The sequence below is a fragment of the Allotamlana fucoidanivorans genome (assembly GCF_045788535.1).
Taxonomy (GTDB): domain Bacteria; phylum Bacteroidota; class Bacteroidia; order Flavobacteriales; family Flavobacteriaceae; genus Allotamlana; species Allotamlana fucoidanivorans.
On sequence record NZ_CP074074.1, the window covers coordinates 1,989,753 to 2,011,303 of the forward strand.

A 21,551-nucleotide genomic window follows, 5' to 3' on the forward strand; every position below is an offset into this window, starting at 1 on the left:
GAGTTTAAAATTTGTTTAGAGCAAATATTCTGAGACGTTTAATTTGATGGAATATTGTAGAAGGAAAACAATGGAATATAGGAATAAAAGTTACCTTGATTTAAAGCGTTCTAGCTTGTCAGTAATATCCTCTTTAATAAAAGCCCAATGTTTGCCAAAATAGCAAATGGGGTCAAAGTCATTATCTGCTAAATCGAAATCTACAAAATTTTTAAGAATTAATTCTCGGTCATGGTTATAGGGATAACGCTGTTCGTGTAATTTTAACATCTGTTCAATGTTGTAGGTGTTTAGAAGTTCATGTAAATCCCAAAAGTCTTTTTTTCGTCCTCCTCTTTGTATAATATCCAATTTCATGGCTATGACTTCTTCAATAGTAGCCAACCGAATACCATCTTCAATTATAGGTGGTTGTATATAGCTGTCTGTATAAAAAACGTCTAGTTTTAAAGAGTTTGTCTGGTCAGTTCCAATAAAATATGCTTTTCCCAAACCCGGCTCAATGTTCTTCGGGTAATCAACATATTTAAAATTAGATCCTAGATAGGTATCAATTTGTTTAAAATCAATAGAACCATAACGGGCATCACTAAAAAGGTCAATATCTATAGATGCTCTATGCCCAATTTGTAAGCTAAGCGCAGTACCACCTACCAATCTAAAATCGTTGAATACCTCTGAAGCCATTAGTTTTAAAAGACTGTCATGGAGCAATTTATTTACTGTATTATAGTATAGCATCAAGGAAGTACATTATAAACTAGAAACGGTGTAAGGCTTTCTAAGTTTTGAGTTTAATACAGCATTAATGGTATTCTTACCATAAAATCTGCTAATTTCTTGTTTTTCATTTTCATTGCCACGATCAAAAACTCTATTGATTACTGCTCTGTATTGTTTTTTCCAATCAATTTTTGAGTAATCAGTGTCCCAAAATAAAGAAGCTCTAAGTTTTGAAAGATTAGGTGTTGCAGCTTGCTGTTTGTTTTTAGCTCTTGAAATATCAAAATAGGTTTGTAAAAGGGCTAAAGAGCCTTCCTCTAATTCTAAGACTTCTTCTATTTTTAAGGCCAAAGCTGTATTTAAACTTCTACGCCCTTTTGTAATGGCATTTAAGGTTTGTGGATGCTCATTAATAGAAAGCGCAAAGGGGCGTTGGCGTATCGAACGTTTTTTTAATATGCGCTCAATAACAAACCCAGGGTGTATGCCTTTGTATTTTTCTATTAAGATATTCATATTACAAATGTAAACAAATTTGTTTATGTATAATGTTTGTTGTTATGTAAAATATAACAGGAATTTGATCTTGCTGAATTGAAAAGGTTTATAATATAAAATCATTTTTAGGCATACCCTAAAATGTCAATTTGAACTGGTGTATAAAAAATTACAGGAAATTTGTTTTCTCTATTATAAAAGACTTGATTAGCAATGGCTTCTGTTTTGAAAAATTCAATAAGTTTTTTAAAATCGAACACATAGCGTGGTTTGTTTAAATGTAGTAGTAATTCAGCAGGAATAGGACGAGGAAGTTTTTTCAAAATAATATCGTTTAAATCATTCCTAAAATAGCTTATAATATTGTTTTTTTTAGTTTTAAATCTTACACGACTTCCATATTTATTAGCCATTTCTAATAGTATTAACTCTTCGCTATCTTGAGTGAAAATGTCTTGAAGTTCCAAAGACAAGTATGTGGTTAAAATAGATAAAATATCTTCAATACTGTATGGTAAATTTCTTGTTCCATCCCAAATATTTCTGCAGTTTACACTAATAATTCTTGAATTTTTTTTAGATAAAATCGGTTTGACAGAAAAATCAAAAATTAGGGGTGTTTTTTTATCTATTCTTTTATTTTTAAATTCTCTAGTAAGATTGGCTTTAATAGTTTCAATGAATTCGTCATTAACAAATTTTTGTAGAATATGAATTTGAATCTGTTTTTCGTTTTTAGAAGATTTCCATTCCTCCTTGAATGAGTGTTTCCATTTTTGATAAGTATATGAATACCAGCTTTTATGAACTTCTTTTTTCTCCAAGATTTCATACTGATTATTGTTAGGTATAGATATAATCGGGGATTTTAATTGTTTTGCAAGATTATTTATCCTGTTTAGACCTTCAATCCGTTTTTCTGTATCAAAAAAACCATCTAGAATGATTTCTAGTTCACTTTTTCTTTCTGGATATATGTCAGCTTTTTTAATTTTATTATAAGACTCTGTATATGGAAATATAATTCTGTCAAATGGATAGTATTGTTCAATTTGATGGTAAGGCGTGAACAAAAAACAGCCTTTTTGAGCTTGTAACCGCCATAAGTTATCAACTTCTACTCTTGAGATGTAAGAAGGTACAACATTCTCTCTGTCATATAACACTTTAATAATCTGAATAAAATCTTCAAAGTCATATTCGTTTAAACAAATTATTGAACAATATTCGCCAATTTTGTTTGATTGTGAATTAGTGGCAAAATAGAAAGCAACATCAATACTTTGTGTAAAGTCAATATAATTAGTTGGGATGCCGTAATGTTGAGCAATCGCGAAGTAATAGTCTACATTTGTACAATATTTTTTTAATGTTTTATCTATGTTGAAAAAAGTAAATATTCTTTCAATTTGTTCTATAGACTTTTCAAATTGTTTTTTTGAAAGCCTCCCAGCTGTAGGTATAACTTCCCAGTTTTGTGCCTGTCCGCGAAATAAATTATATTTTTCTATTCTTTGAAACTGTTTGGCAAGTTTTAATGCTTCCGCAATATTTTTGACTTCGTATGTTTGTGACATAGATGATTTGATCAATTAAAGAACTGAAAGCAATACCTATACTTTTTTTTCAACAGAAAGAATTGAAATGAGTCCTCCAATTCCAAGATTTAAAAATAGCTGCCAATATTCAAAAAAAATAAAACTGAATAGAAATAATACAAAAGTTAAGATTGACAATAAGGTTAATCGATAATTTTTGGTAAATAGTGTTCTTAATTTAGAAGAAAAGGCTTTTTTTATTTTTGCTAAACCCCGTTGATATTTTCTACGAAAATTTCTTTTCTCAAGACGCTGGCTACTTTTGATTCTTCGTACGCCATAACTTTTTAATTCTTGATTATCTACTAGTACCCATCCAATAGAGTTTATACCTAAATCTAGTCCTAAATATTTACACATAGTTTTATAAGATAAAATGTTATATTGATTTGTTTTAAAGTAGTTAATTAATTTGGATGACGCCGATTTTAAAGACGCTTTCCGATATCTGATAACATTTTGGATTACAATAAGATAAAAAAGAAATGTTTTTAAATTAATTTTAGCTTTATTTTTTTATATTCTAAAAAGTTTATCATTTTCAGATAGTTCTAGAATGAAGTAGTCTTTATTATTCAATTCACTAGGTAATTTATCTTTTAGTATTGATGCAACGAATTGAATATTCTTGTCATTCACAAAGTTGGCAATCTTCACTAATTGATTATCGTGCATTAATTCTTTCTTATCATTTAATAGAAAGTCCATACTTGGCATTTCTTCATCACGAGCGAATAGAATATAAGCTATATCAAAACAAGATATTTCGCCTTGTTTTTTACCTGAACTAAAATTCGTGTTAAATGCTGAAAATTTATATAATTTCCGGCCTTTTCTGTTGGTGATTTTTTCATATTTCAAAGCATATTTTTCATCATAAAGATATTCAGAGACAGATGAAAAATATTTATTGAATTTATTTAATTGAGTCTTTACTTTTTCTTCGAACTCGTCTGAGAATAAGGCATCATCAATTTCATCAAGTTCGTCATTGTAGGATTTTAAATTGTCCTCGACTTCTTGTAGTTGTTGAATCGTATTCTCATACTCTCCTTTAAGTCTATATTTTTCAGTCAGCTCACTGATTAAGACTTCCAATTCTTCGAATGAATCGCTTTTGGCTATAATTTGAGATAATATAGCCTCCTCTCTTAGTAGTGTTTTTAATTCTTGATTCTTTTTCTCAAGTTTTTGCTCCAAATTTGGTAGCTCGTTATTAATGAATTTTGCTTTTTCTGAAATCATCTGATTATGGTAGTTTACCATATTTTCGAATGATTTTTGTAATTCCCCTAAAATGTCTGTAGCTTGACTATAGATTTGCTCTAATTATAAAAGGTCAATTTCTGACTTATTTGCTTCAAGCTCGATCTTGGCTTCAATTATTAACTCCTTTCTAATGTTAATTTTGCTTATCTCTGAACTCAATTTATTAATCCGATATTTAACTTCATTGAGTTTGTTTAAGTCCGAATCAAAATTTTCATTTAAGTTTAATTTAGACTTCTTGTTTTGTAATTCTTCAATGTCATTTTCTATAAGAGATAAAGTCGTTTCATAAGCAGATTTTGTTTGAAATCTCTCTAACCGGTTTTTAAAATTACTTTCTTGACGTATGTTCTGAAGAATCTCTTGCTTTTTATTACCCTCATTAAATTCACAGCCTAATAAATAAAGATATAAAGTTTCGTATTCGGCATCTGAAGTAAACTTATCTAGTGTTTTTAGGGTATTATTAATACTCAAATCTTTATATCTAATATTATGAGATATAATTTGTCTAAAACTAGGTTTTTCAGCTATAAGATTTGGAAAAAATAGTTCTTTAAGGACATCTTCGAATTCATCATCTGTGTATTGAGTTCCATTTATCCGTCTTATAACTGTTTTTCTAGAACTGTGGAAGTTACGCTCAATTACAAACTCTGTTTCTGTTTTAGGATTAAGAGTATCGGAAAGCGTTAGAATAACAAGAACGTCATTATCGATTAAAAATTCTTTTACAAGAGCATATACTTCTTTGGGATTTTCTGGGTCTTGCCATATATTACTTTTATTAGCTCCAAAACAAAAATCTATAAGTTTTAAAACTGTGGTTTTTCCAATATTATTTCCCGTGATACTCCCTTTACTCTCATCAACAATCAAATTTATTCCATCACGAAATTCAATATCACGAATTATAGAGGAACTCTTAGTATTTATTATTTGAAGTGATTTTAAGAACATAATTTAACCTCTCCTTTTTTTAATTCTGCTACGTTGATTATATAAAGCCAGTCTAAACACAAAATAAAAACAGGAAATGATATTTTTTTTGTTTTAGATATTTTTTGATATAAGTCTAACATATCTAGTTTGCCGTGTTCTTGCAATATTTTTAAAGCAAGAGATGCATTATAATATATGCTATTTTCTGGATGAATATTATCAGGTAGTAACATAATTATAATTTTTTGGATTTTCGAAAATTTTACATCTTATGAAAGCGTCCACAATTAAAATGTCTATGCATAATTCTATTTCGTCAATAGGGATATCATCTATGTTTTTACTTTCAAGAACTTTACTTTTAATACTTTCTATAGTTTCAAAGAAAACGTCATCTTTGTTATCCGTTTTTTTAAGTTTTCTATATTCCTTTCTAATCGAATTTAATACAGAATTACTCTTATTAGCGCCTAATAAATCAAACTCTGTATATTTTTCATCAACTTTTTTATAGTATACACAAAACTCTTCAATTACTTCTCTTGCATCATCAAGTTCATTATATTGAATTTTCCTATCTATTTCGAAACTATTATAGCTATCATCGCTATTAGAGTCATCCCACTTTTCAAGTGACAAAATGTTTATTATCGTGGCAAGATTACTATCTAGTTTAACAATGTCAACATCTTCTCCTAACTCATCTTTTATGAATTCATAAATTTCTCGTTGCCGTTTTGGGCTTTCTCCGAGAATTATATTCAGTAAAGATGTAATATCATAAATATCTCCTGAAGGTTTAAAAGGAACAGAATGAGGATTCGAATATGTTTTGGTTCTTAAATCCGTAGCATCTTTTGAAATGGAAATAAACTTAAAATTATAGCCTTTGTATTTTTTAAAAATATCTTTTGTGAGTGTTGATTCTATTTTTTGTTTCGTGCAGGTAGCTGATACTTGGAAGATTATTTTGTTTTTATGGTCAATTAAGTCAATTGCTTCAACATTCTGAGCACTACTATTTAAATTAACCAATTGAAAGTCAAAAAGTAAATTAAAAAAATGAAGATAGAAGTTTTCCGAATGAAGGTGCAGGTTTAGAATGTTAAGTTTCCCCCTGGTATTAATTCTATGAGCAAGTATGTGGATTTTCTCATCTACATATTCGAAATATTTGCTTCTGTTCATTCGCGTCGTAGGTTTGGTCAAAGGTAATTCTTCTAACTAGAAAAATTGAATTATTGGAAAAGATTTAGTTTTTTTGAATTTATCAAATATAAATAAAATCTTACTTTAATTATTATTCTTTTGAATGAACTTTTTTCTTTGAAGTAGGCTTGATTATATAATTTTTTTGAAATTTGGTTTTGTTTCTATAGCAAATTAGGATATTGCAACAATTAACCAAGAAAAAGATCCGAATCAAAAAACTCTTTTAAAGAAATATTTACCATTTTACAAAAGCGATTTATGGTGTGAATTGAAACCCCGCGCTTATCATTGATGTTTTCCCATCGACTTACGATTTGTCTATCAATAAAATGCTTGTCAGCAAATTTTGATTGATTTGGATTAGCCTTAATCCTTAATTCCTTTATTCTTAAGGCTATACTTGTATTCAATGCAATATCTTCCGGTTTCAATTTACCCATACTGCAATTTTTGTTATTAATTAGAAGCTATTTAGTTGGATAAAAAATTATTGTTTCACATCCTTTCAAAAATAAACAAGTTCTTACGTTGAATAAGTTTTTTTTAATAAATATCTAACACGAAAAACCAATCGTCAAAGGCGAGGTTCAGAATAATCAATGAGATACATTTTTTATTTCAAAATAAATGAATCATTTAGTTTTCCTCCATATTTGTTTTCTACTAGTTTAAAAAAATCAGATAGTTTTACGCCTTTATTGAAGCAAATAATGGATAATGTGTATAAGGGTAAGTTATATCCATCCTTCTCCATTATTTTTTCGATGGTATTTTTATGTACACCATATATCTTACCATATTCTCTAGTAGACTTCCCATCAATAAGCCACTCCTCACTTATGTACTTACATACATATTTACTTGTAAGGTATATCTTTTGATTATTCTTATTGCTAGGCATTAAGCAAAGGAAAACATAAGGAAGTTGAATGTTGGTCACGATAGTGTCCAATCAAAATATTTGTCCTATATTTGTTAGTGAATACATATATTTGCGATTCTTCGTATTAAAATATTAGAAGCTATCGCTTAGAGTCTCTAAACTGAAAACTGGTAATTTTTTGCACTAGAGATGATAAGTAGATTGGCTCACGACCCGGGCGTGGGCTCTCTTATCAGTGCAAGGTATACCAGTACCTCAGTTTAGGTAAGTAGAGTGCTGCGCCCAATTTTTTCTACACATTTTTAATGTTGTTTAAACCTATTGGGTTTATACCCTTTTCCTAAGGGTTTGTTACGCACAATACTATGAGAGTTATCTTAAATTAATACCAACGGCCTATGCCAAGTGGTACATTACATTTTACAAGCTTAAAAGGGTTCAAAGTACTTTTTGATACGCTTTACCCCTCGCTGTGTCTATTTGCTAAGCGGTATCTTAACGATATGGATAGTGCTAAAGACCTCGTGCAGGAGGTGTTTATTTCAGTATGGGAAAAACAGCCAGAACTTAAAAACCAAAATGCGGTAAAAGCCTATTTATATACCATGGTAAAAAACCGTTGTTTGAATTATTTACATAGCAAGCAGGCTAAACAGATGCGAAAAACCACATCTATAGATATTGAAAATTTGAAACATGAAGTCGTTGTTTTAGCAGATATAACCATGGTAGAAACCTATGCCCATTTGTATAAAGCTATTAAAACCTTACCCAAACAAACGGCTAAAGTAATTGAGCTTACTCTAAAAGATTATACCACCAAAGAAATTGCTGAAGAGCTCGCCATCACACCAAGTACGGTTCGTACCCAAAAAAGTCGCGCTTATTTAAAGTTAAAGGGTATTTTGAGCCAATTAAATCAATTTTTCCTGATTTTTTAATCAGGTCTTGTAGACGCATTTTATTATTCCATGTCATAGAAGTACAAAACAATTTCTATGAGTATTTATAAACGCATTTTTACCTTAGCGAGGAAAACGGCGAAAGCCATATCAAAAGGAGAGGAGCCAAAAGACCTCAAAGCAACCAATTTATTCGATGCTGCTACAAAAAGTGATATGCTAGATGCGTTGAACGAGGAAGCTGTTGAATATAATGTCAAGCAACTACAATCTATTGACACTGAAAATGATTGGAAAAAAGTAGCATCTCAACTTGAACCTAAACCAAAACCATTAATAGCATCTTTTTATAAAGTGGCCGCTGTGCTTATTTTATTGATTTCTGTAGCCTATGTGATATTAACCCTAAGCCCAACAAATGAACACTTGAAGTCTGAAGAATCTCAAGTCTTAGCCGGAACCGATAAGGCTATATTAACACTTTCAGATGGTTCAGAAATTGCTTTAGAAAAGGGAGTCCCTTTTAAAAATGAGTTAGTCCAAAGCAATGGAAAGCGGTTAGAATATCACAATGAATCAACCCATACATTTGAAGTATTTAATTATTTGACCGTCCCAAGAGGCGGACAGTATCAAATAGCCTTATCAGACGGCACCATAGTGTGGTTGAATGCAGATACCAAATTAAAATATCCAGCGGCCTTTAAAAAAGGTGCACCTCGAATAGTTGAACTTTTATACGGTGAAGCCTTTTTTGAAGTAAGCCCAAGTACAGACCCAAACAAAGACATGTTTCAGGTTCGCACAAAACACCAAACTATAGAAGTGGTAGGCACCAAATTCAATGTAAAAACTTATTCAGACGAGCCCAATATTGTTACTACCCTAACCGAAGGGCGTATCACTCTTGAAATAGACCACAAAACAAGGGCATTAAAACCAGGAGACCAAGCCATATTAAATCGTCAATCTAAACGACTCAACATAACTAAAATCAACACCGAATATGCCACCGCATGGATGAATGGGTATTTCAACTTTAAAGACAAGCCCTTAAAGGAAATCATGCAGGTGCTTTCCAGATGGTATGATGTAGATGTTCATTTTGAAGATGCTCATTTAGAAACCGTAAAGTTTAGCGGCATACTCAGTAAAACACAACACCTGAACGATATATTAAAAGGAATACAAATCACTAACGCCATTACTGCCTATGACATAAACAACAAGACCGTAACTATAAAATAAAAAGAAAGGGAACAAAGCTATGACCTGGACAGTGCAGCTGAATCCCCTTAAGATTAATCAGTTTAAAAACTAACTAATACGCAAATTTATGCAAATTAAATTAACAAATGGGTTTTTCTTGGTTAAGAAAAGCCTGCTCAAATGCCTTATGAAAACCTTAGTGCTTTTAAGTTTTACTGTGGTTTTTGGTTTCACTTCCAACCCTATGCTGTCTCAAAACACAGAGATAACCATAGCTACCGACCAAACCATGACCATTGAAGCCCTTTTAGAACTCATAAGAAAACAAAGCGATTATACCTTTATCTATCAATCTCATATTTTTGAAGATTTGGCCCCCATACAACTCAAAAAAGGTGTGGTAAAGATTACTACCCTGTTAAAGCAGTATTTACCAAAACACCTTTATAAAGTTTCAGAGTTGGAGGATCATCATATCGTCATAACCCGAAAAGCTTTAAAATCAAAGAGACAGGGAAAGATTGAAGTTAAAGGCATCATAACCGATGAAAAACAGGTGCCCATTACTGGGGTGCATATCTTGGTTCTTGGTACCAGCCATGGTGTGGTTTCTAATTTTGATGGTGGTTATGAGATACAAGCCAAACCTAAGGACACCTTGGTTTTCACAATAATGGGGTATGAGACTCAAAACATAGCCATAAATAACCGTACCCTAATTAATGTACAATTAAAAGAAGCCATTACCGCCTTAGATGCCGTAACTATTAATGCGGGGTATTATTCAGTATCTGAAAAAGAACGCACTGGAAACATCAGTCGTGTGGTGGCCAAAGATATTGAACTACAGCCAGTAGTCAATCCATTACAAGCCCTACAAGGCAGAATGGCGGGCGTGGAAGTTAATCAGGTAAACAGTATGCCAGGAGCAAATCCAGTAATTCGAATTCGAGGACGGAACAGCCTTCGGGATGATGGAAATTTACCACTTTATGTTGTGGATGGTGTTCCCATAAATGCAGCAGCAGTAGATGCTTTCGGTCTCTATGCCATTTCAGGTGTCGACCCCTTAAGTAATCTAAATCCAGCTAACATAGAAAGCATTGAAGTGCTAAAAGATGCGGATGCTACAGCTATTTATGGTTCACGGGGAGCCAATGGTGTCGTATTAATTACCACAAAAAAAGGAAAGGCAGGAAAGGCTAGTTTAAATTTGAGTGCCTATTCAGGAATAGGTCGAATTTCTAAAAAATTGGATATGCTTCACACCGCGGATTATTTAGAGATGCGTCAGGAGGCTTTTACCAATGAAAACAGAACACCAAGGGCGTCTAATGCGCCAGACTTACTATTATGGGATCAAGACCGTTATACAGATTGGCAAGAGACACTACTTGGCGAAACGGCATTCATTTCAGATGTGCAAAAAGCACTGTCTGGTGGCTCAGAAAGCACATCTTTTTTATTTGGGTTAGGACATCATACCGAATCTTTGGTATTTCCTGGAGATTTTGGATACAAGAAATTTACTGGAAATTTTAATTTGAATCACTATAGTGTCGATAATCGGTTTCGTTTTACTATGTCAAGTAGTTATGGTATCGATACTAATGAAAGCTTTAACTCAAACCAATTTATTGAAAATGCGATCACTTTGGCACCAAATGCACCTGCATTATACCTTGAAGACGGCAGCTTAAATTGGGAAGATTCTAGCTGGTCAAACCCCATGGCAGATTTACTAAAAACTCAAAAAATTAGGACAGAGAATTTGGTAGTTAATGCGGTACTGCAATATGAACTCTTGGATAAATTTTGGGCAAAGCTAAATATGGGCTATACCAGCTATCATAGTGATGCTCTAGCAAAAGACCCAATAAGTAGCAAAGACCCCAATTTTGAACAAGAAAATAATGCCCAACGGGATACAGCAAAACGAGAATCCTATATTTTAGAGCCTCAACTGAACTACTCATTTGTATTTGGTAAAAATGAATTAGAAGCTCTGGCAGGAGTAACATTTCAGAGGAGCAATTCCAATCGTATATTAATTTCTGGACAAGGATTTGTTGACGAGCGCATGATGGACAATTTTGCGACGGCAGAAAGACAGAGTTTCTTGATTCAGGATGATCGAGAATATGCTTATAATGCCATATTTGGTCGTTTGGCATATAACTGGAATAAGAGTTTGTTTTTAAATTTTACAGGACGAAGAGACGGCTCCTCACGCTTTGGTTCTGGACGAAAATTTGGAAATTTTGGAGCTGTAGGTGCAGCCTGGGTGTTTTCAAATATGACCTTTATAAAGGAATCACTACCCGTTTTAAGTTTTGGAAAACTTCGAGGAAGTTATGGTACCTCTGGCAATGATCAAATTTCTGATTATGGGTATTATGATACGTATCAATCAACTAATGGTATTAACGGATTGTATCCAACGCAATTGGCCAATCCGAATTATTCGTGGGAAGTGAATAAAAAGTTGGAGCTAGCTGGAGAGTTTATCTTTTTTAAAGACCGCTTAATGCTCTCTGCAAGCTGGTACCGTAACCGATCTTCAAATCAATTAGTGGGGTATTCGCTCCCGGCACTTACTGGTTTTACTTCTATTCAGGCAAATTTACCGGCTACTGTAGAAAACAGAGGTTGGGAATTGCAGCTTATGAGTTCGAATATCCAAGGGACAAATTTTAATTGGAAGACCAACCTCACTCTTACATTCCCTAAAAATGAACTCCTAGAATTTGAAAATTTAGAAGAGAGTTCTTATGCCAATCGTTATCGTGTAGGTCATTCCTTAAATAGTGCCTTGTTATATCATAATCTGGGTGTAGACTCAGAAACGGGCTTGTTTGTCATGGACGATGTAAATGAAGATGAGCGTTTTGATTATAAAGATCGTACCATTATTCAAGATATGGGCCGACAATATTTTGGCGGATTGAATAACACTATAAGTTATAAAGGATTTAGTCTAGATTTCTTTTTTCAATTTGTTAAACAAAAAGGGAGAAACCACCTGTCTTTATTTGCTACACCAGGACGAAATGAACTGAACCAAGCAACTTTGGTTATGAATCGTTGGCAGGAAGAAGGCGATATGAGCCATATTCAAAAGTTCTCGGTTTCATCCACTTCTAATAGGACTTATAATAGAGCAGCGCTTAGCGACATGTCTGTTACAGATGCTTCATTTATTCGATTACGAACCCTATCACTTTCCTATCAATTGCCATCAACAGTTTTAGGCCTTTCAGGATTGAAATCCGTTAGACTGTATTTGCATGGGCAGAACTTATTAACTTTTACGAATTACAAAGGTTTAGACCCAGAATCAGCTCCTTTAGGGTCACTTAGAAATCTACCGCCACTTCGCACAGTAACGGCAGGAGTTCAGTTAACTTTTTAAATCTTAAGTATTATGAATAAAATAAAACATATATATCGAATAGTTACGGTAATGGCATTGATTACATGCTTTTCATGTGAAGAATTTGTAGAGGTTGACCCGCCAAATTCTAGAGTAGTTAGTGCAGTGGTTTATCAAAGTGAAAATCTTGCTACAGCAGCAGTAGATGGTATTTATCATAGACTTTTTAATTTCTCGGGATTTGCAAGTGGAAGCGTAAACTCCATTACAGTTTTAACAGGAGTGTCTTCAGATGAACTGGATTTGTATAATACCTTGGCATTTCCTGAATACCCGTTTTTTTATGACAACACTATAGCTCCTGATAGTAGTATTAACCTAAGTATATGGTCTTCGGCTTACAATATCATTTACCATTGTAATACAGTATTAGAAGGTTTAGCTGCGTCTCATGCTATTAGTGAAACCTTAAAGCAACAACTTAAAGGCGAAGTAATTGCTATTCGAGCTTTTACATATTTTAATTTAGTAAATCTATACGGCGGTGTCCCTTTAATTCTTTCAACCGATTATACTACAAATGCATTAGCCAGTCGCGATTCTAAGGAAAAATGTTATCAAAAAATCATAGTGGATTTAGAAACTGCGGTAGATTTGTTGGCACCAGAGTACCGTGATGGGATTCGCTCCCATCTCAATCGCTATGCTGCAACCGCATTGTTGGCTCGCGTATATTTATATCAAGAGGATTGGAGTCTTGTAGAGGAAAAGGTGTCTGAAGTCATTAATACGAGTTCGCAATACACCATTTTGAACAATCTTGACGATGTTTTCTTGGCTAATAGCGAAGAGGCTATTTGGCAACTCGCTCCAGTTGGTACTACGGGTCATACTAATGACGGCGCAGCTTTTATTATACGAAGTGTGAATTATTTTCTAAATCCTGTAGCCTTAAGCGATGGATTAATAACGGCATTTGAATCAGGAGACCATCGTTTTGAGCATTGGATAACCACGGTTGGAGAAGGGAGTAATTTAGCTTATTACGCATATAAATATAAAATTCGATTTACTATTGACCCGCCTTCAGAATACAGCACAGTTTTCCGCTTAGCAGAGTTGTATTTGATTCGTGCTGAAGCTAGGGTGCAGTTAGGGGATCTATCGGGAGCGCAGGATGATATTAACGTCATACGTGGTCGAGCAGGATTATCATTTACTAATGCAAATACTTCTAAGGACTTACTGGATGCTGTTCGTAAAGAAAGAAGAATTGAACTTTTTACAGAACAAGGGCATCGCTGGTTTGATCTTATACGAACAGGGAAAGCTTCAGATATTTTATCAGTAAAGCATGGGAGTTGGTCTGAAACTAACGAAAAATATCCAATACCAGAGCAGGAGCTTGCAAAAAATCCAAACTTAACACAAAACGAAGGATACTAACAATTTTAAAAAATAAAAATAGAAGCCAAATGAGAGTTGAAAAATTTAGGTTTGTATTTCGTTTGTTAATCCTTTTTGGAGTTTCAGGTTTATGTGCACAATCTAGTGTTAATCATTTTCCAGAAATAGGAAAGCCCATGCCTTTTTTTGAAATGCAGGGTATTCAGAATTATTCAGAAAAGAAAGTGCGTTCTGAAGACTTGAAGGGTAAGCCTTATGTGTTGTATTTATGGAGCAGGTATTGTTCAGGGGCGGTTCAAAGCCTCAAAAACGTAAACGAATTACATAAGAAATATAAGGATAGCGTGACTATTTTCCTGATAAGTGGTAATTCAAGAGGTGCCAGTGAAAAAAGGTTCTATTTTAAAGGATCAGAACCAAGTTTGAAAAATTTCAACGAATTGTACAAAAAGTTAGAGCTTATCTTCGGATTGAATGTGCCTTCCGTTTTTGATTCAGAATTATTTCAAAAGCTAATACCTAGCAATGCGGTACCTAATGTTATACTGGTAGATAAAAATGGTGTAATCAAGGCTATTACATATAAGCTTGATGAAAACAAACTTCGAGCATTACTAAGCGGTAAGTCATTTTTTTACCATGATAAATCTTTTAGGGGATTGCAAAAGGAAAAGGAACACCTGTATACACGAAAAAAACCTTTTTTAGTAGATGGTAATGGTGGTCTGCCTACAGCATTTTCATATCGGTCAGTTTTTGCCGAGTATCAACCCCACTCTCCTAAGATTCCTAAAATACCTAGAACCATAATATCGGCAAGCAAGGATGATTACTTTGGGCAGAAAGGAGTTTTAGAAGGCTGGGAAACCTTAGCAGAATTGTATAAGCTGGCCTATTTTGGCTATCGGGGCGACACAGGAGCTATATATAAGTCAGATTATGTTCACAAAGGGAATTATAACCAAGTTGTTTTAGAGCTTGAGAATGATACTCTTTTTAAGAATATTAATTATGAAACCCGAAACAACCTCTTTGTTTATAGTCTTATTGTGCCAAAAAAAAGAGCGACGCCTATTTTTTTGATGAAGAAAATGCAAAGTGATTTGAAATCATATTTTGAGTTTGATGTTGCCATTGAAAAACGAAGCTTGCCGTATTGGCAAATTACGACTTCTAAAGCGGCTTTAGAAAAACTAAAGACAAAAGGCGGAAATTCAGAAATTGTAACAGACACGTATACCAGAATCAGTTTTACAAATACAAGTATAAATGGGTATTTGGGAGCTCTTTTTTATTTGGTTGCACCCAAATTACAGTTGCCAATCATTAATGAAATATCCGATCATAGCTATATTGACATCCCTCAGACCGATGTCAACTTATTTGATTTCGAGGCAATAAAAAAGGTATTGAGAAGTCAAGGATTTCAAATTCAACTTGCAGAGAAAGCGTTTAATGTGATTGTTATTTCAGATTAAAAATGAAGGAGTTGATAGCAAAAAAGAAGGGCTGCCTTAATCAGGCAGCCGCTTTCTTGACTAATATGAACTCATTATTCTGGATCTTTTTCCAGTAATTGAGAACATATCGTACCATCCCTTAAACCATATACGCTTTGTCCAAAATAGGTACATGTAGCACCTTCGCCCTCACAATCAACAGCAACAGACTGACATTGTTGAGGATTTGAATTTTGAATAAATGTTCCGGGTTCCGAATCAGCCATTTTTACAGATGCAAAAGAAAAGGCAATAGCACAAACAAATGCCACTATAGGCATAAATACTCTGAATTTTTTCATGATTTTAATTTTTAAATTATACATTGATTTAATGACACTAACTTTTTTATACAGGTGTTTATGTCGTGATATCCTGATTCTATCGCGATAAAATGTCTTTATTTTCTTTGGGTTTTGTATTTAAATCTTTAAACCATTTGGGATTGAGGTCATAAACGACCAAATATTGATTATGTATACCTAATAGGTACTTGTTAGTTACAATAAACCGCTTAAGTTTTTGTTTTTTATATGGGTAGATATAGATGCTGAATTCATAGGTATTACTCAGGATATTGTAAATATCAATAACAGAGGTTTCCTGAAATGTTTTTTTACTTTCATTTTTTGACATAAGCCCAGAATGAACAAATAAATAGTTGTTATACGCGTCAGCGTTTTTATTAACAACAATTGGAGGTTCACTAATCGTTTTTGTTTGATTGGATGTAATAGAAGCCACTTTAATTTTAGCTACGGTGTTTGTATCTATGGTATGCCCTTTATTCAGAAGCGTTAGGGTAGTGTCTATTACCAGATATTCATTTCTGTAATGGTAGAGGTATATGATTTTAGAAAGATTTTTATTGTAACGAAGTATGCCATCAGTACAGAAAATGCCATCAACTTGTTTTTTTAATAATTGATCATTTAAAATAACATGGGGTTTTGTGTTAGATTCTTTTCCTAAAATGTTTTCATTTGTTTTTGAACTAATGCTGCGAAGCACAAATGATTTCGAACCGATAGGTTTAGCATCATTAAAGTACATGCTGTCATACATTATTCGTTTTGCAGACCATTCTCCTATAGTTCCCCTTAGTATTCTAGGTTCAATACCATCGGTAATAAAGAAATGGGGGTTAAAAATACTGACACGAGTACTGTTGCTAAATTTTAAAGGGTTTTTATCATCAATTTTAATTGTGTAATGGTTGGTATCAATAGTCGCTAGGTTTATTTTCAACAGATGTAAAGGCGCTGTAAGGTTGCTCAGGTAAACATAATCATTTGATGTTCCAGCAAAATAGTAAGAATTGTATTTTAGATCAATAGACTTATTATATGAAACAGGATGTGTTGTGAAATACCTATAAAAACTATTTCGTTTATGTGTGAGGGTATCAGAAAGACCATAAAGGATACTTACGGTTAAAACTCCCGTAAAAAGACAGACCAGTATTTTAATTAGACTAGACTTCATGATACAGTTGAAGTTTTAAAAGACGGTTTAACTTTTTTGTGTTCCAAAAGCAATATTCCTAAAATGGCCAAGAGCACAAAGCCGAGATTGAAAACTAGGTGGGCGTTCCAACCCATATCATCTAAAATTCCACCACAGGAACAGGGTATATATGGACTGAAATTAAGTATGAAAATGATGTAGGTAGTAAAAATAGTCATCAGGAATAAGGAGGCGTATAAGGACTTAAGTCTGAGCCCAGGAAACATTAAACCGGTGGCTATGAGGATTTCCAAGATAGGAACAAGAATGGCAATCCAATGACCAAGTGCTGTTAGAATGGGCGATTGTCCAACTTGAATTTTAAACTTCTGAAAATCTAGTAATTTGCTAACTGCTGCATATACAAATAGCAAGATGTATAGCACACTAATACATTCTATAATAAAATTTGCATGTTTTTGAAGCCATTTCATATCGTTTGATTTGATATGGTAAAGTTCCAAAGTAAAATTTAATTTTAAGGGATAAGTTTTTGACTGTTAAGGATTTAATGTGTTTTGGGTGTAAGGTAGACTAGTCTGTGTTTTGTTTTGAAAGGGTTCTGAGTTGGCTTGGAGCGCAACCAAAATGCTTTTTAAAGGCACGTGAGAAATGGGAACTACTTTTATAGCCCGTAAGTTGGGCTATGGTTTTCAGAGATTGGTTGGTGTGCTGAATGAGCATTTTGGATTTTCTTAAGCGTTCTTGGGCCAAGAATCTATATACTGAAGTTCCATAAAGCTCACGGAAACCATATTTCAGTTTGAATTCATTGGTGCCGATTTGAAGAGCAAAATCCCGAAGGGATGGAAAGTCCTTATCGAGGTTATTAGTTATCATATCATGCGCTGCTCTAATCTTACGGATATCATCAAAACTTAAACGTATTTTAGATTTTTCAGCGGAAGTAGTATCTGTTTTTAAAGGACTTTTACTAGAAGATGTGGACGGAGCTGAAAGTGCCGAGGAGGTATGATTTCTAGTATGATGGATTGCCGTAAGAAGGGTTTGTTGTTTGTTTTGCTGACTATCATTAAAGCTGGTAACATAGCAGGGTTTAGATATTATGAGTCCTTCTTTAGATTTAAAATGCAGTTTGATACAAAAATCATAGATTGTTTTAAGTTTATTTTTATTGTAGAATTTTTGCCATTGTGCCCAGGAGTCATCAGTTAAAAAAGCTTTTAGTTGCTGACCAATAAGGTCGGCATGCAGCACAGACAGAATTTGACAAGATTGTTGATTCGCAAATTGAATGTTTTGGTTTTGATCCAAAATAAAACTCATTTGCACAATATCTACCATGGGGTCATTAGTATTAACATAGCCATCATGGGTCAGGGCTTCCTGCAATTCTTCTGCCAGCATATTAAGAGAAATACTAATAGCTTCTAGATGATCATTCTTAGTAGAACGTTCCAAACGGTAAAAAAAATTACCTGTAGCCATTTCTAAAAGCATCTTATTGATTTGTTTTATCCGTTGTTTTTTACTTAAACCCATAGTATATGTGCGATTAGTATTATAAAGGCGAATTTTGGTAAGACTTTAGAAAAAGCAAGGCTTCTTCAGTATTCGTAAAGGTTTTGGTAGGTATGGGTGGTTTGCTTGTTCGGATATAAAACTCCGATAGCATTTCAGAAACTGGTGGTTCAACAATAACGGCTACGGCTTTAATTAAGGTAGAGCCTTCAACAGCGAGATAAGCTCTAGCTTTTTTAGTTATGGTTTTGATGCCTCGAATATCACAGAGTATGGGAAAGGTTTGTCCTTGATGCAGAGACAATCGATCTTTTACAATACCCACCGCGGCGTTATAATCAATATGAACACCGTGATGATAAGTAATGTGTAATATGTCATCATGAAACCTATACGAGGTATAGTCATTCTCAAAATAATTCCTCATGATATGGAAAACTGGTAATTCTTTCTAAACTTACAAAATAATCAACAAAACTTATGACCATACATCGATTAGCCTAGTAAATTCAGTAAAATTATTGACTAGAAAGGATAATAATTTTACCCTAAGGGATTTTTGAACTCTAGATTTATTAAATACCTACAAACCGCCCTAAATTTTATGACATAAAACGTAAAATTATGGCAAAAATCACACACAACAATTTTTTAGATACCGTAAACGAGGTATTTACAGACGCAAAACAGCAGGGTATCATGCACCTTTATGCTGAAGGCGAAGATTTCTCAGGAAGAACGATAGGTGTTGGGGGTCAAAACCTATTTCATTTTGGAACAACTGGCTACTTGGGTTTGGAACAAGACCAGCGTTTAAAGGAAGCAGCTATTGAGGCCATCCGAAAATATGGCACCCAATTTCCCTTATCGAAATCCTATATTTCCAACCCCTTGTATGCTGAGTTAGAAGCTAAGCTAACCGAAATGTATCAAAATCCAATTATTATTACCAAGAACAGCACCTTAGGACATATGGGTGTTATCCCCAATGCGGTAAGTGATCAAGATGCTATTATTTTAGACCATCAAGTACATTGGAGTGTACAGAGTGCCGCCAAGGTATTAAAGAACCGCAGTGTACCCATTGATATGATTCGGCACAATAATTTAAACATGCTCGAAGATAAAATCAAACGTTTATCCGATAAGCATAAACGCATATGGTATATGGCCGATGGCATTTATTCCATGTATGGCGATTTTGCACCCTTAAAAGATTTAAAAGCCCTCTGTCTTAAATACCCGCAACTGCATTTGTATATCGATGATGTGCATGGTATGAGTTGGACTGGAAAGAACGGCACGGGCTATGCGCTTGGGGAATTGGGCGAACTCTCAGAGCATATGTTGGTATTTGGAACCTTAAGCAAAACCTTTGGAGCTAGCGGTGCCGTATTAGCCTGTTCAAATGAAAAAATGTATCACGAAATAAAGACTTTTGGCGGGCCGCTGACCTTTTCTGCCCAGCTTGAACCCGCCTCAGTAGCTGCAGCCATAGCATCAGCAGATATCCATCTGAGTGAAGAGATATATGAATTGCAAAACGATTTGAACGAACGGGTTATGTATTTCAATATCCTATTGCAAAATACCAATTTGCCACTTATCGACCAAAATCACTCTCCTGTATTTTTTATTGGAACAGTCATGCCCAAAACAGGTTATAATTTTGTGAGCCGATTAATGAAAGAAGGGTTTTTTGTGAATTTGGGCATATTTCCAGCAGTACCTGTGAAGAATACAGGAGTGCGTCTTACCATATCACGACATAATGAAAAACCTGAAATTGAAAGTTTGGAGGAAGCTATGGTATACCATTTTCCCAAAGCTTTAGAAGACACCCACACCAATTTAGAGCGGGTTTGTAAAGCCTTCAAGATGGAGCCTAAAACGGAAAAACAGGACAAAATCAAAGTACCCACCGAACTGCAGGTAAAGATTTATAGCAGGATTGAGCAGCTTGATAAACAGCTTTGGAATACAACCGTTGGTAAAAGAGGTGTTTATGATTGGGAAGGCTTACAATTTTTAGAAAGTGTTTTTAGTGGAAACCGTAAACCCGAACACAATTGGACATTCAAGTATATTCAAATTTGTGATGCTAAAGGGCAGCCCATATTACTCACATTTCTTACGCTGGGATTATGGAAAGATGATATGCTTGCCAAGGAAAGTGCATCGAAGCAAATCGAAAACCAAAGAGAAACCATGCCCTATCATTTAACATCTCGGGTGTTGAGCATGGGATCCTTATTTACTGAAGGCGAGCATTGGTACCTTAATGAGCAGCATCATTTAAAACAAGAAGCTTTGGGGCAATTGATAAAAACGACTGAAACCTTAGAGCAAGAGCTTCAAGCGAAAATGGTGGTGCTTCGTGACTTTGATGCAGATACCCCATGGCATGATTATTTTCAAGGTCAGGGGTTTGTTCGGGTAAAAATGCCCAATGCTTGCCATGTGGATTTGAAAGAAGGCATAACTATGGAGACCTTCGTGCAGCAGCTTTCGTCCAGAAACAGACGGCATATCAGAAAGGAGATTTTAGCCCATGAAGATAATTTGCATATAGAAGTTTTACAACAGGCTGACACCTCCCAGTTACATCAAATAGCGCAGTTGTATCATAACGTTCATAAAAACAATTTGGGACTTAATACATTTACTTTTCCGCAGAAGTTGTTTGCGAGCATGTCTGAACACCCCAATTGGGAGTTTATAACCATCCGTTTAAGAGAAAACCCGTTAAAGATTATTGGTGTGATGCTGTGTTACAACAATAACAACACCGTGTATGTTCCAGCTTTTGTAGGTTTAGATTACAACTATGTGTTAGAATACCATGTGTACCGACAATTGTTGTATCAAACTATTAATCGCGCTATTGCATTACAAATACCGAAAATTGATTTTGGAATGACAGCCGCCTTTGAAAAACGAAAATTAGGAGCTGTGGTTGAAGAAAAGTTTGCCTATTTACAAACAGCAGATAACTATACACTGGAACTTATTGGAATTTTGGAATAAATCAAGCTTATAAAATTGAGG

21 protein-coding genes are annotated in these 21,551 nt (G+C 34.1%); 6 read left to right on the top strand and 15 right to left on the bottom strand.

Going from position 1 to position 21,551, the window contains the following annotated elements; all coding sequences use genetic code 11:
- Nucleotides 1–90: 90 nt before the first annotated feature.
- The 10 genes from KFZ70_RS09105 to KFZ70_RS09150 all read right to left on the bottom strand — a co-directional run bounded on the left by KFZ70_RS09105 (nucleotide 91) and on the right by KFZ70_RS09150 (nucleotide 7,143).
- Complete coding sequence (locus KFZ70_RS09105; protein ID WP_233243995.1) at nucleotides 91–687, bottom strand: nucleotidyl transferase AbiEii/AbiGii toxin family protein; 597 nt, start codon at nucleotides 685–687, stop codon at nucleotides 91–93.
- A gap of 66 nt (nucleotides 688–753) precedes the next feature.
- Nucleotides 754–1,239, bottom strand: coding sequence for a DUF6922 domain-containing protein (locus tag KFZ70_RS09110; protein ID WP_139695106.1), 486 nt, complete (start codon nucleotides 1,237–1,239; stop codon nucleotides 754–756).
- Between the two features lie 107 nt (nucleotides 1,240–1,346).
- Nucleotides 1,347–2,798 (bottom strand): FRG domain-containing protein, encoded by a 1,452-nt coding sequence (locus tag KFZ70_RS09115; protein ID WP_139695105.1) that lies wholly within the window; start codon nucleotides 2,796–2,798, stop codon nucleotides 1,347–1,349.
- Nucleotides 2,799–2,834: 36 nt separating this feature from the next.
- Nucleotides 2,835–3,179, bottom strand: coding sequence for a hypothetical protein (locus KFZ70_RS09120; protein ID WP_139695104.1), 345 nt, complete (start codon nucleotides 3,177–3,179; stop codon nucleotides 2,835–2,837).
- A 156-nt stretch (nucleotides 3,180–3,335) separates the two neighbouring features.
- Nucleotides 3,336–4,064, bottom strand: coding sequence for a DUF2326 domain-containing protein (locus tag KFZ70_RS09125; protein WP_199240649.1), 729 nt, complete (start codon nucleotides 4,062–4,064; stop codon nucleotides 3,336–3,338).
- 84 nt (nucleotides 4,065–4,148) lie between these two features.
- Nucleotides 4,149–5,048: a hypothetical protein gene (locus tag KFZ70_RS09130; protein WP_199240648.1), complete on the bottom strand. Its 900-nt coding sequence runs from the start codon at nucleotides 5,046–5,048 to the stop codon at nucleotides 4,149–4,151.
- Nucleotides 5,039–5,263: an ABC-three component system middle component 6 gene (locus tag KFZ70_RS09135; protein ID WP_139695103.1), complete on the bottom strand. Its 225-nt coding sequence runs from the start codon at nucleotides 5,261–5,263 to the stop codon at nucleotides 5,039–5,041. Before KFZ70_RS09135 ends, KFZ70_RS09130 begins: the two co-directional genes overlap by 10 nt.
- Nucleotides 5,250–6,218, bottom strand: a complete 969-nt coding sequence (locus tag KFZ70_RS09140; RefSeq protein WP_139695102.1) for an ABC-three component system protein — start codon at nucleotides 6,216–6,218, stop codon at nucleotides 5,250–5,252. Before KFZ70_RS09140 ends, KFZ70_RS09135 begins: the two co-directional genes overlap by 14 nt.
- A 212-nt stretch (nucleotides 6,219–6,430) precedes the next feature.
- Entirely contained in the window at nucleotides 6,431–6,682 is a 252-nt protein-coding gene (locus KFZ70_RS09145; protein ID WP_139695101.1) for a helix-turn-helix domain-containing protein, read from the bottom strand.
- 173 nt (nucleotides 6,683–6,855) lie between these two features.
- Nucleotides 6,856–7,143, bottom strand: a complete 288-nt coding sequence (locus tag KFZ70_RS09150) for a hypothetical protein (protein ID WP_158293172.1) — start codon at nucleotides 7,141–7,143, stop codon at nucleotides 6,856–6,858.
- A gap of 380 nt (nucleotides 7,144–7,523) precedes the next feature.
- Between KFZ70_RS09150 and KFZ70_RS09155 the strand changes: the two genes are divergently transcribed.
- From KFZ70_RS09155 to KFZ70_RS09175, 5 genes are all read left to right on the top strand, one after another.
- Complete coding sequence (locus KFZ70_RS09155; RefSeq protein WP_139695099.1) at nucleotides 7,524–8,066, top strand: RNA polymerase sigma-70 factor; 543 nt, start codon at nucleotides 7,524–7,526, stop codon at nucleotides 8,064–8,066.
- Between the two features lie 57 nt (nucleotides 8,067–8,123).
- The gene (locus KFZ70_RS09160; RefSeq protein ID WP_139695098.1) at nucleotides 8,124–9,275 is read left to right on the top strand and encodes a FecR family protein; all 1,152 of its coding nucleotides are present in this window, start codon (nucleotides 8,124–8,126) and stop codon (nucleotides 9,273–9,275) included.
- A gap of 148 nt (nucleotides 9,276–9,423) precedes the next feature.
- A complete protein-coding gene (locus tag KFZ70_RS09165) occupies nucleotides 9,424–12,648 on the top strand; it encodes a SusC/RagA family TonB-linked outer membrane protein (protein ID WP_407516193.1) in 3,225 nt (1,074 codons plus the stop codon).
- Between the two features lie 12 nt (nucleotides 12,649–12,660).
- Complete coding sequence (locus KFZ70_RS09170) at nucleotides 12,661–14,055, top strand: RagB/SusD family nutrient uptake outer membrane protein (protein ID WP_233243994.1); 1,395 nt, start codon at nucleotides 12,661–12,663, stop codon at nucleotides 14,053–14,055.
- Between the two features lie 29 nt (nucleotides 14,056–14,084).
- On the top strand, nucleotides 14,085–15,494 hold the full coding sequence (locus KFZ70_RS09175) for a redoxin domain-containing protein (protein ID WP_139695096.1): 1,410 nt from the start codon (nucleotides 14,085–14,087) through the stop codon (nucleotides 15,492–15,494).
- 74 nt (nucleotides 15,495–15,568) lie between these two features.
- On the opposite strand, the gene KFZ70_RS09180 is transcribed toward KFZ70_RS09175, so the two are convergent.
- From KFZ70_RS09180 to KFZ70_RS09200, 5 genes are all read right to left on the bottom strand, one after another.
- A complete protein-coding gene (locus tag KFZ70_RS09180; protein ID WP_139695095.1) occupies nucleotides 15,569–15,817 on the bottom strand; it encodes a DUF6520 family protein in 249 nt (82 codons plus the stop codon).
- Nucleotides 15,818–15,896: 79 nt separating this feature from the next.
- Nucleotides 15,897–17,000: a hypothetical protein gene (locus KFZ70_RS09185; protein ID WP_139695094.1), complete on the bottom strand. Its 1,104-nt coding sequence runs from the start codon at nucleotides 16,998–17,000 to the stop codon at nucleotides 15,897–15,899.
- Nucleotides 16,997–17,455 carry a MauE/DoxX family redox-associated membrane protein gene (locus KFZ70_RS09190; protein WP_233243993.1) on the bottom strand — a complete coding sequence of 153 codons (459 nt, stop codon included), beginning with the start codon at nucleotides 17,453–17,455 and terminating at the stop codon, nucleotides 16,997–16,999. The genes KFZ70_RS09185 and KFZ70_RS09190 overlap by 4 nt, the downstream gene beginning before the upstream one ends.
- Before the next feature lie 100 nt (nucleotides 17,456–17,555).
- Nucleotides 17,556–18,524: a helix-turn-helix domain-containing protein gene (locus KFZ70_RS09195; protein ID WP_139695093.1), complete on the bottom strand. Its 969-nt coding sequence runs from the start codon at nucleotides 18,522–18,524 to the stop codon at nucleotides 17,556–17,558.
- A gap of 19 nt (nucleotides 18,525–18,543) precedes the next feature.
- Nucleotides 18,544–18,930, bottom strand: a complete 387-nt coding sequence (locus KFZ70_RS09200; RefSeq protein ID WP_139695092.1) for a hypothetical protein — start codon at nucleotides 18,928–18,930, stop codon at nucleotides 18,544–18,546.
- 197 nt (nucleotides 18,931–19,127) lie between these two features.
- Here KFZ70_RS09200 and KFZ70_RS09205 point away from each other — a divergent pair, with 197 nt between their 5' ends.
- Nucleotides 19,128–21,530, top strand: coding sequence for a bifunctional aminotransferase class I/II-fold pyridoxal phosphate-dependent enzyme/GNAT family N-acetyltransferase (locus tag KFZ70_RS09205; protein ID WP_139695091.1), 2,403 nt, complete (start codon nucleotides 19,128–19,130; stop codon nucleotides 21,528–21,530).
- The last annotated feature ends 21 nt before the right edge of the window (nucleotides 21,531–21,551 follow it).

Coding starts and splice junctions, on each gene's coding strand:
- KFZ70_RS09190 (WP_233243993.1), bottom strand. CDS start 17,455: ATGAAATGGCTTCAAAAACATGCAAATTTTATTATAGAATGTATTAGT.
- KFZ70_RS09150 (WP_158293172.1), bottom strand. CDS start 7,143: ATGCCTAGCAATAAGAATAATCAAAAGATATACCTTACAAGTAAATAT.
- KFZ70_RS09130 (WP_199240648.1), bottom strand. CDS start 5,048: ATGTTCTTAAAATCACTTCAAATAATAAATACTAAGAGTTCCTCTATA.
- KFZ70_RS09110 (WP_139695106.1), bottom strand. CDS start 1,239: ATGAATATCTTAATAGAAAAATACAAAGGCATACACCCTGGGTTTGTT.
- KFZ70_RS09175 (WP_139695096.1), top strand. CDS start 14,085: ATGAGAGTTGAAAAATTTAGGTTTGTATTTCGTTTGTTAATCCTTTTT.
- KFZ70_RS09185 (WP_139695094.1), bottom strand. CDS start 17,000: ATGAAGTCTAGTCTAATTAAAATACTGGTCTGTCTTTTTACGGGAGTT.
- KFZ70_RS09115 (WP_139695105.1), bottom strand. CDS start 2,798: ATGTCACAAACATACGAAGTCAAAAATATTGCGGAAGCATTAAAACTT.
- KFZ70_RS09120 (WP_139695104.1), bottom strand. CDS start 3,179: ATGTGTAAATATTTAGGACTAGATTTAGGTATAAACTCTATTGGATGG.
- KFZ70_RS09145 (WP_139695101.1), bottom strand. CDS start 6,682: ATGGGTAAATTGAAACCGGAAGATATTGCATTGAATACAAGTATAGCC.
- KFZ70_RS09195 (WP_139695093.1), bottom strand. CDS start 18,524: ATGGGTTTAAGTAAAAAACAACGGATAAAACAAATCAATAAGATGCTT.
- KFZ70_RS09160 (WP_139695098.1), top strand. CDS start 8,124: ATGAGTATTTATAAACGCATTTTTACCTTAGCGAGGAAAACGGCGAAA.
- KFZ70_RS09140 (WP_139695102.1), bottom strand. CDS start 6,218: ATGAACAGAAGCAAATATTTCGAATATGTAGATGAGAAAATCCACATA.
- KFZ70_RS09105 (WP_233243995.1), bottom strand. CDS start 687: ATGGCTTCAGAGGTATTCAACGATTTTAGATTGGTAGGTGGTACTGCG.
- KFZ70_RS09155 (WP_139695099.1), top strand. CDS start 7,524: ATGCCAAGTGGTACATTACATTTTACAAGCTTAAAAGGGTTCAAAGTA.
- KFZ70_RS09135 (WP_139695103.1), bottom strand. CDS start 5,263: ATGTTACTACCTGATAATATTCATCCAGAAAATAGCATATATTATAAT.
- KFZ70_RS09180 (WP_139695095.1), bottom strand. CDS start 15,817: ATGAAAAAATTCAGAGTATTTATGCCTATAGTGGCATTTGTTTGTGCT.
- KFZ70_RS09200 (WP_139695092.1), bottom strand. CDS start 18,930: ATGAGGAATTATTTTGAGAATGACTATACCTCGTATAGGTTTCATGAT.
- KFZ70_RS09165 (WP_407516193.1), top strand. CDS start 9,424: ATGAAAACCTTAGTGCTTTTAAGTTTTACTGTGGTTTTTGGTTTCACT.
- KFZ70_RS09125 (WP_199240649.1), bottom strand. CDS start 4,064: ATGATTTCAGAAAAAGCAAAATTCATTAATAACGAGCTACCAAATTTG.
- KFZ70_RS09170 (WP_233243994.1), top strand. CDS start 12,661: ATGAATAAAATAAAACATATATATCGAATAGTTACGGTAATGGCATTG.
- KFZ70_RS09205 (WP_139695091.1), top strand. CDS start 19,128: ATGGCAAAAATCACACACAACAATTTTTTAGATACCGTAAACGAGGTA.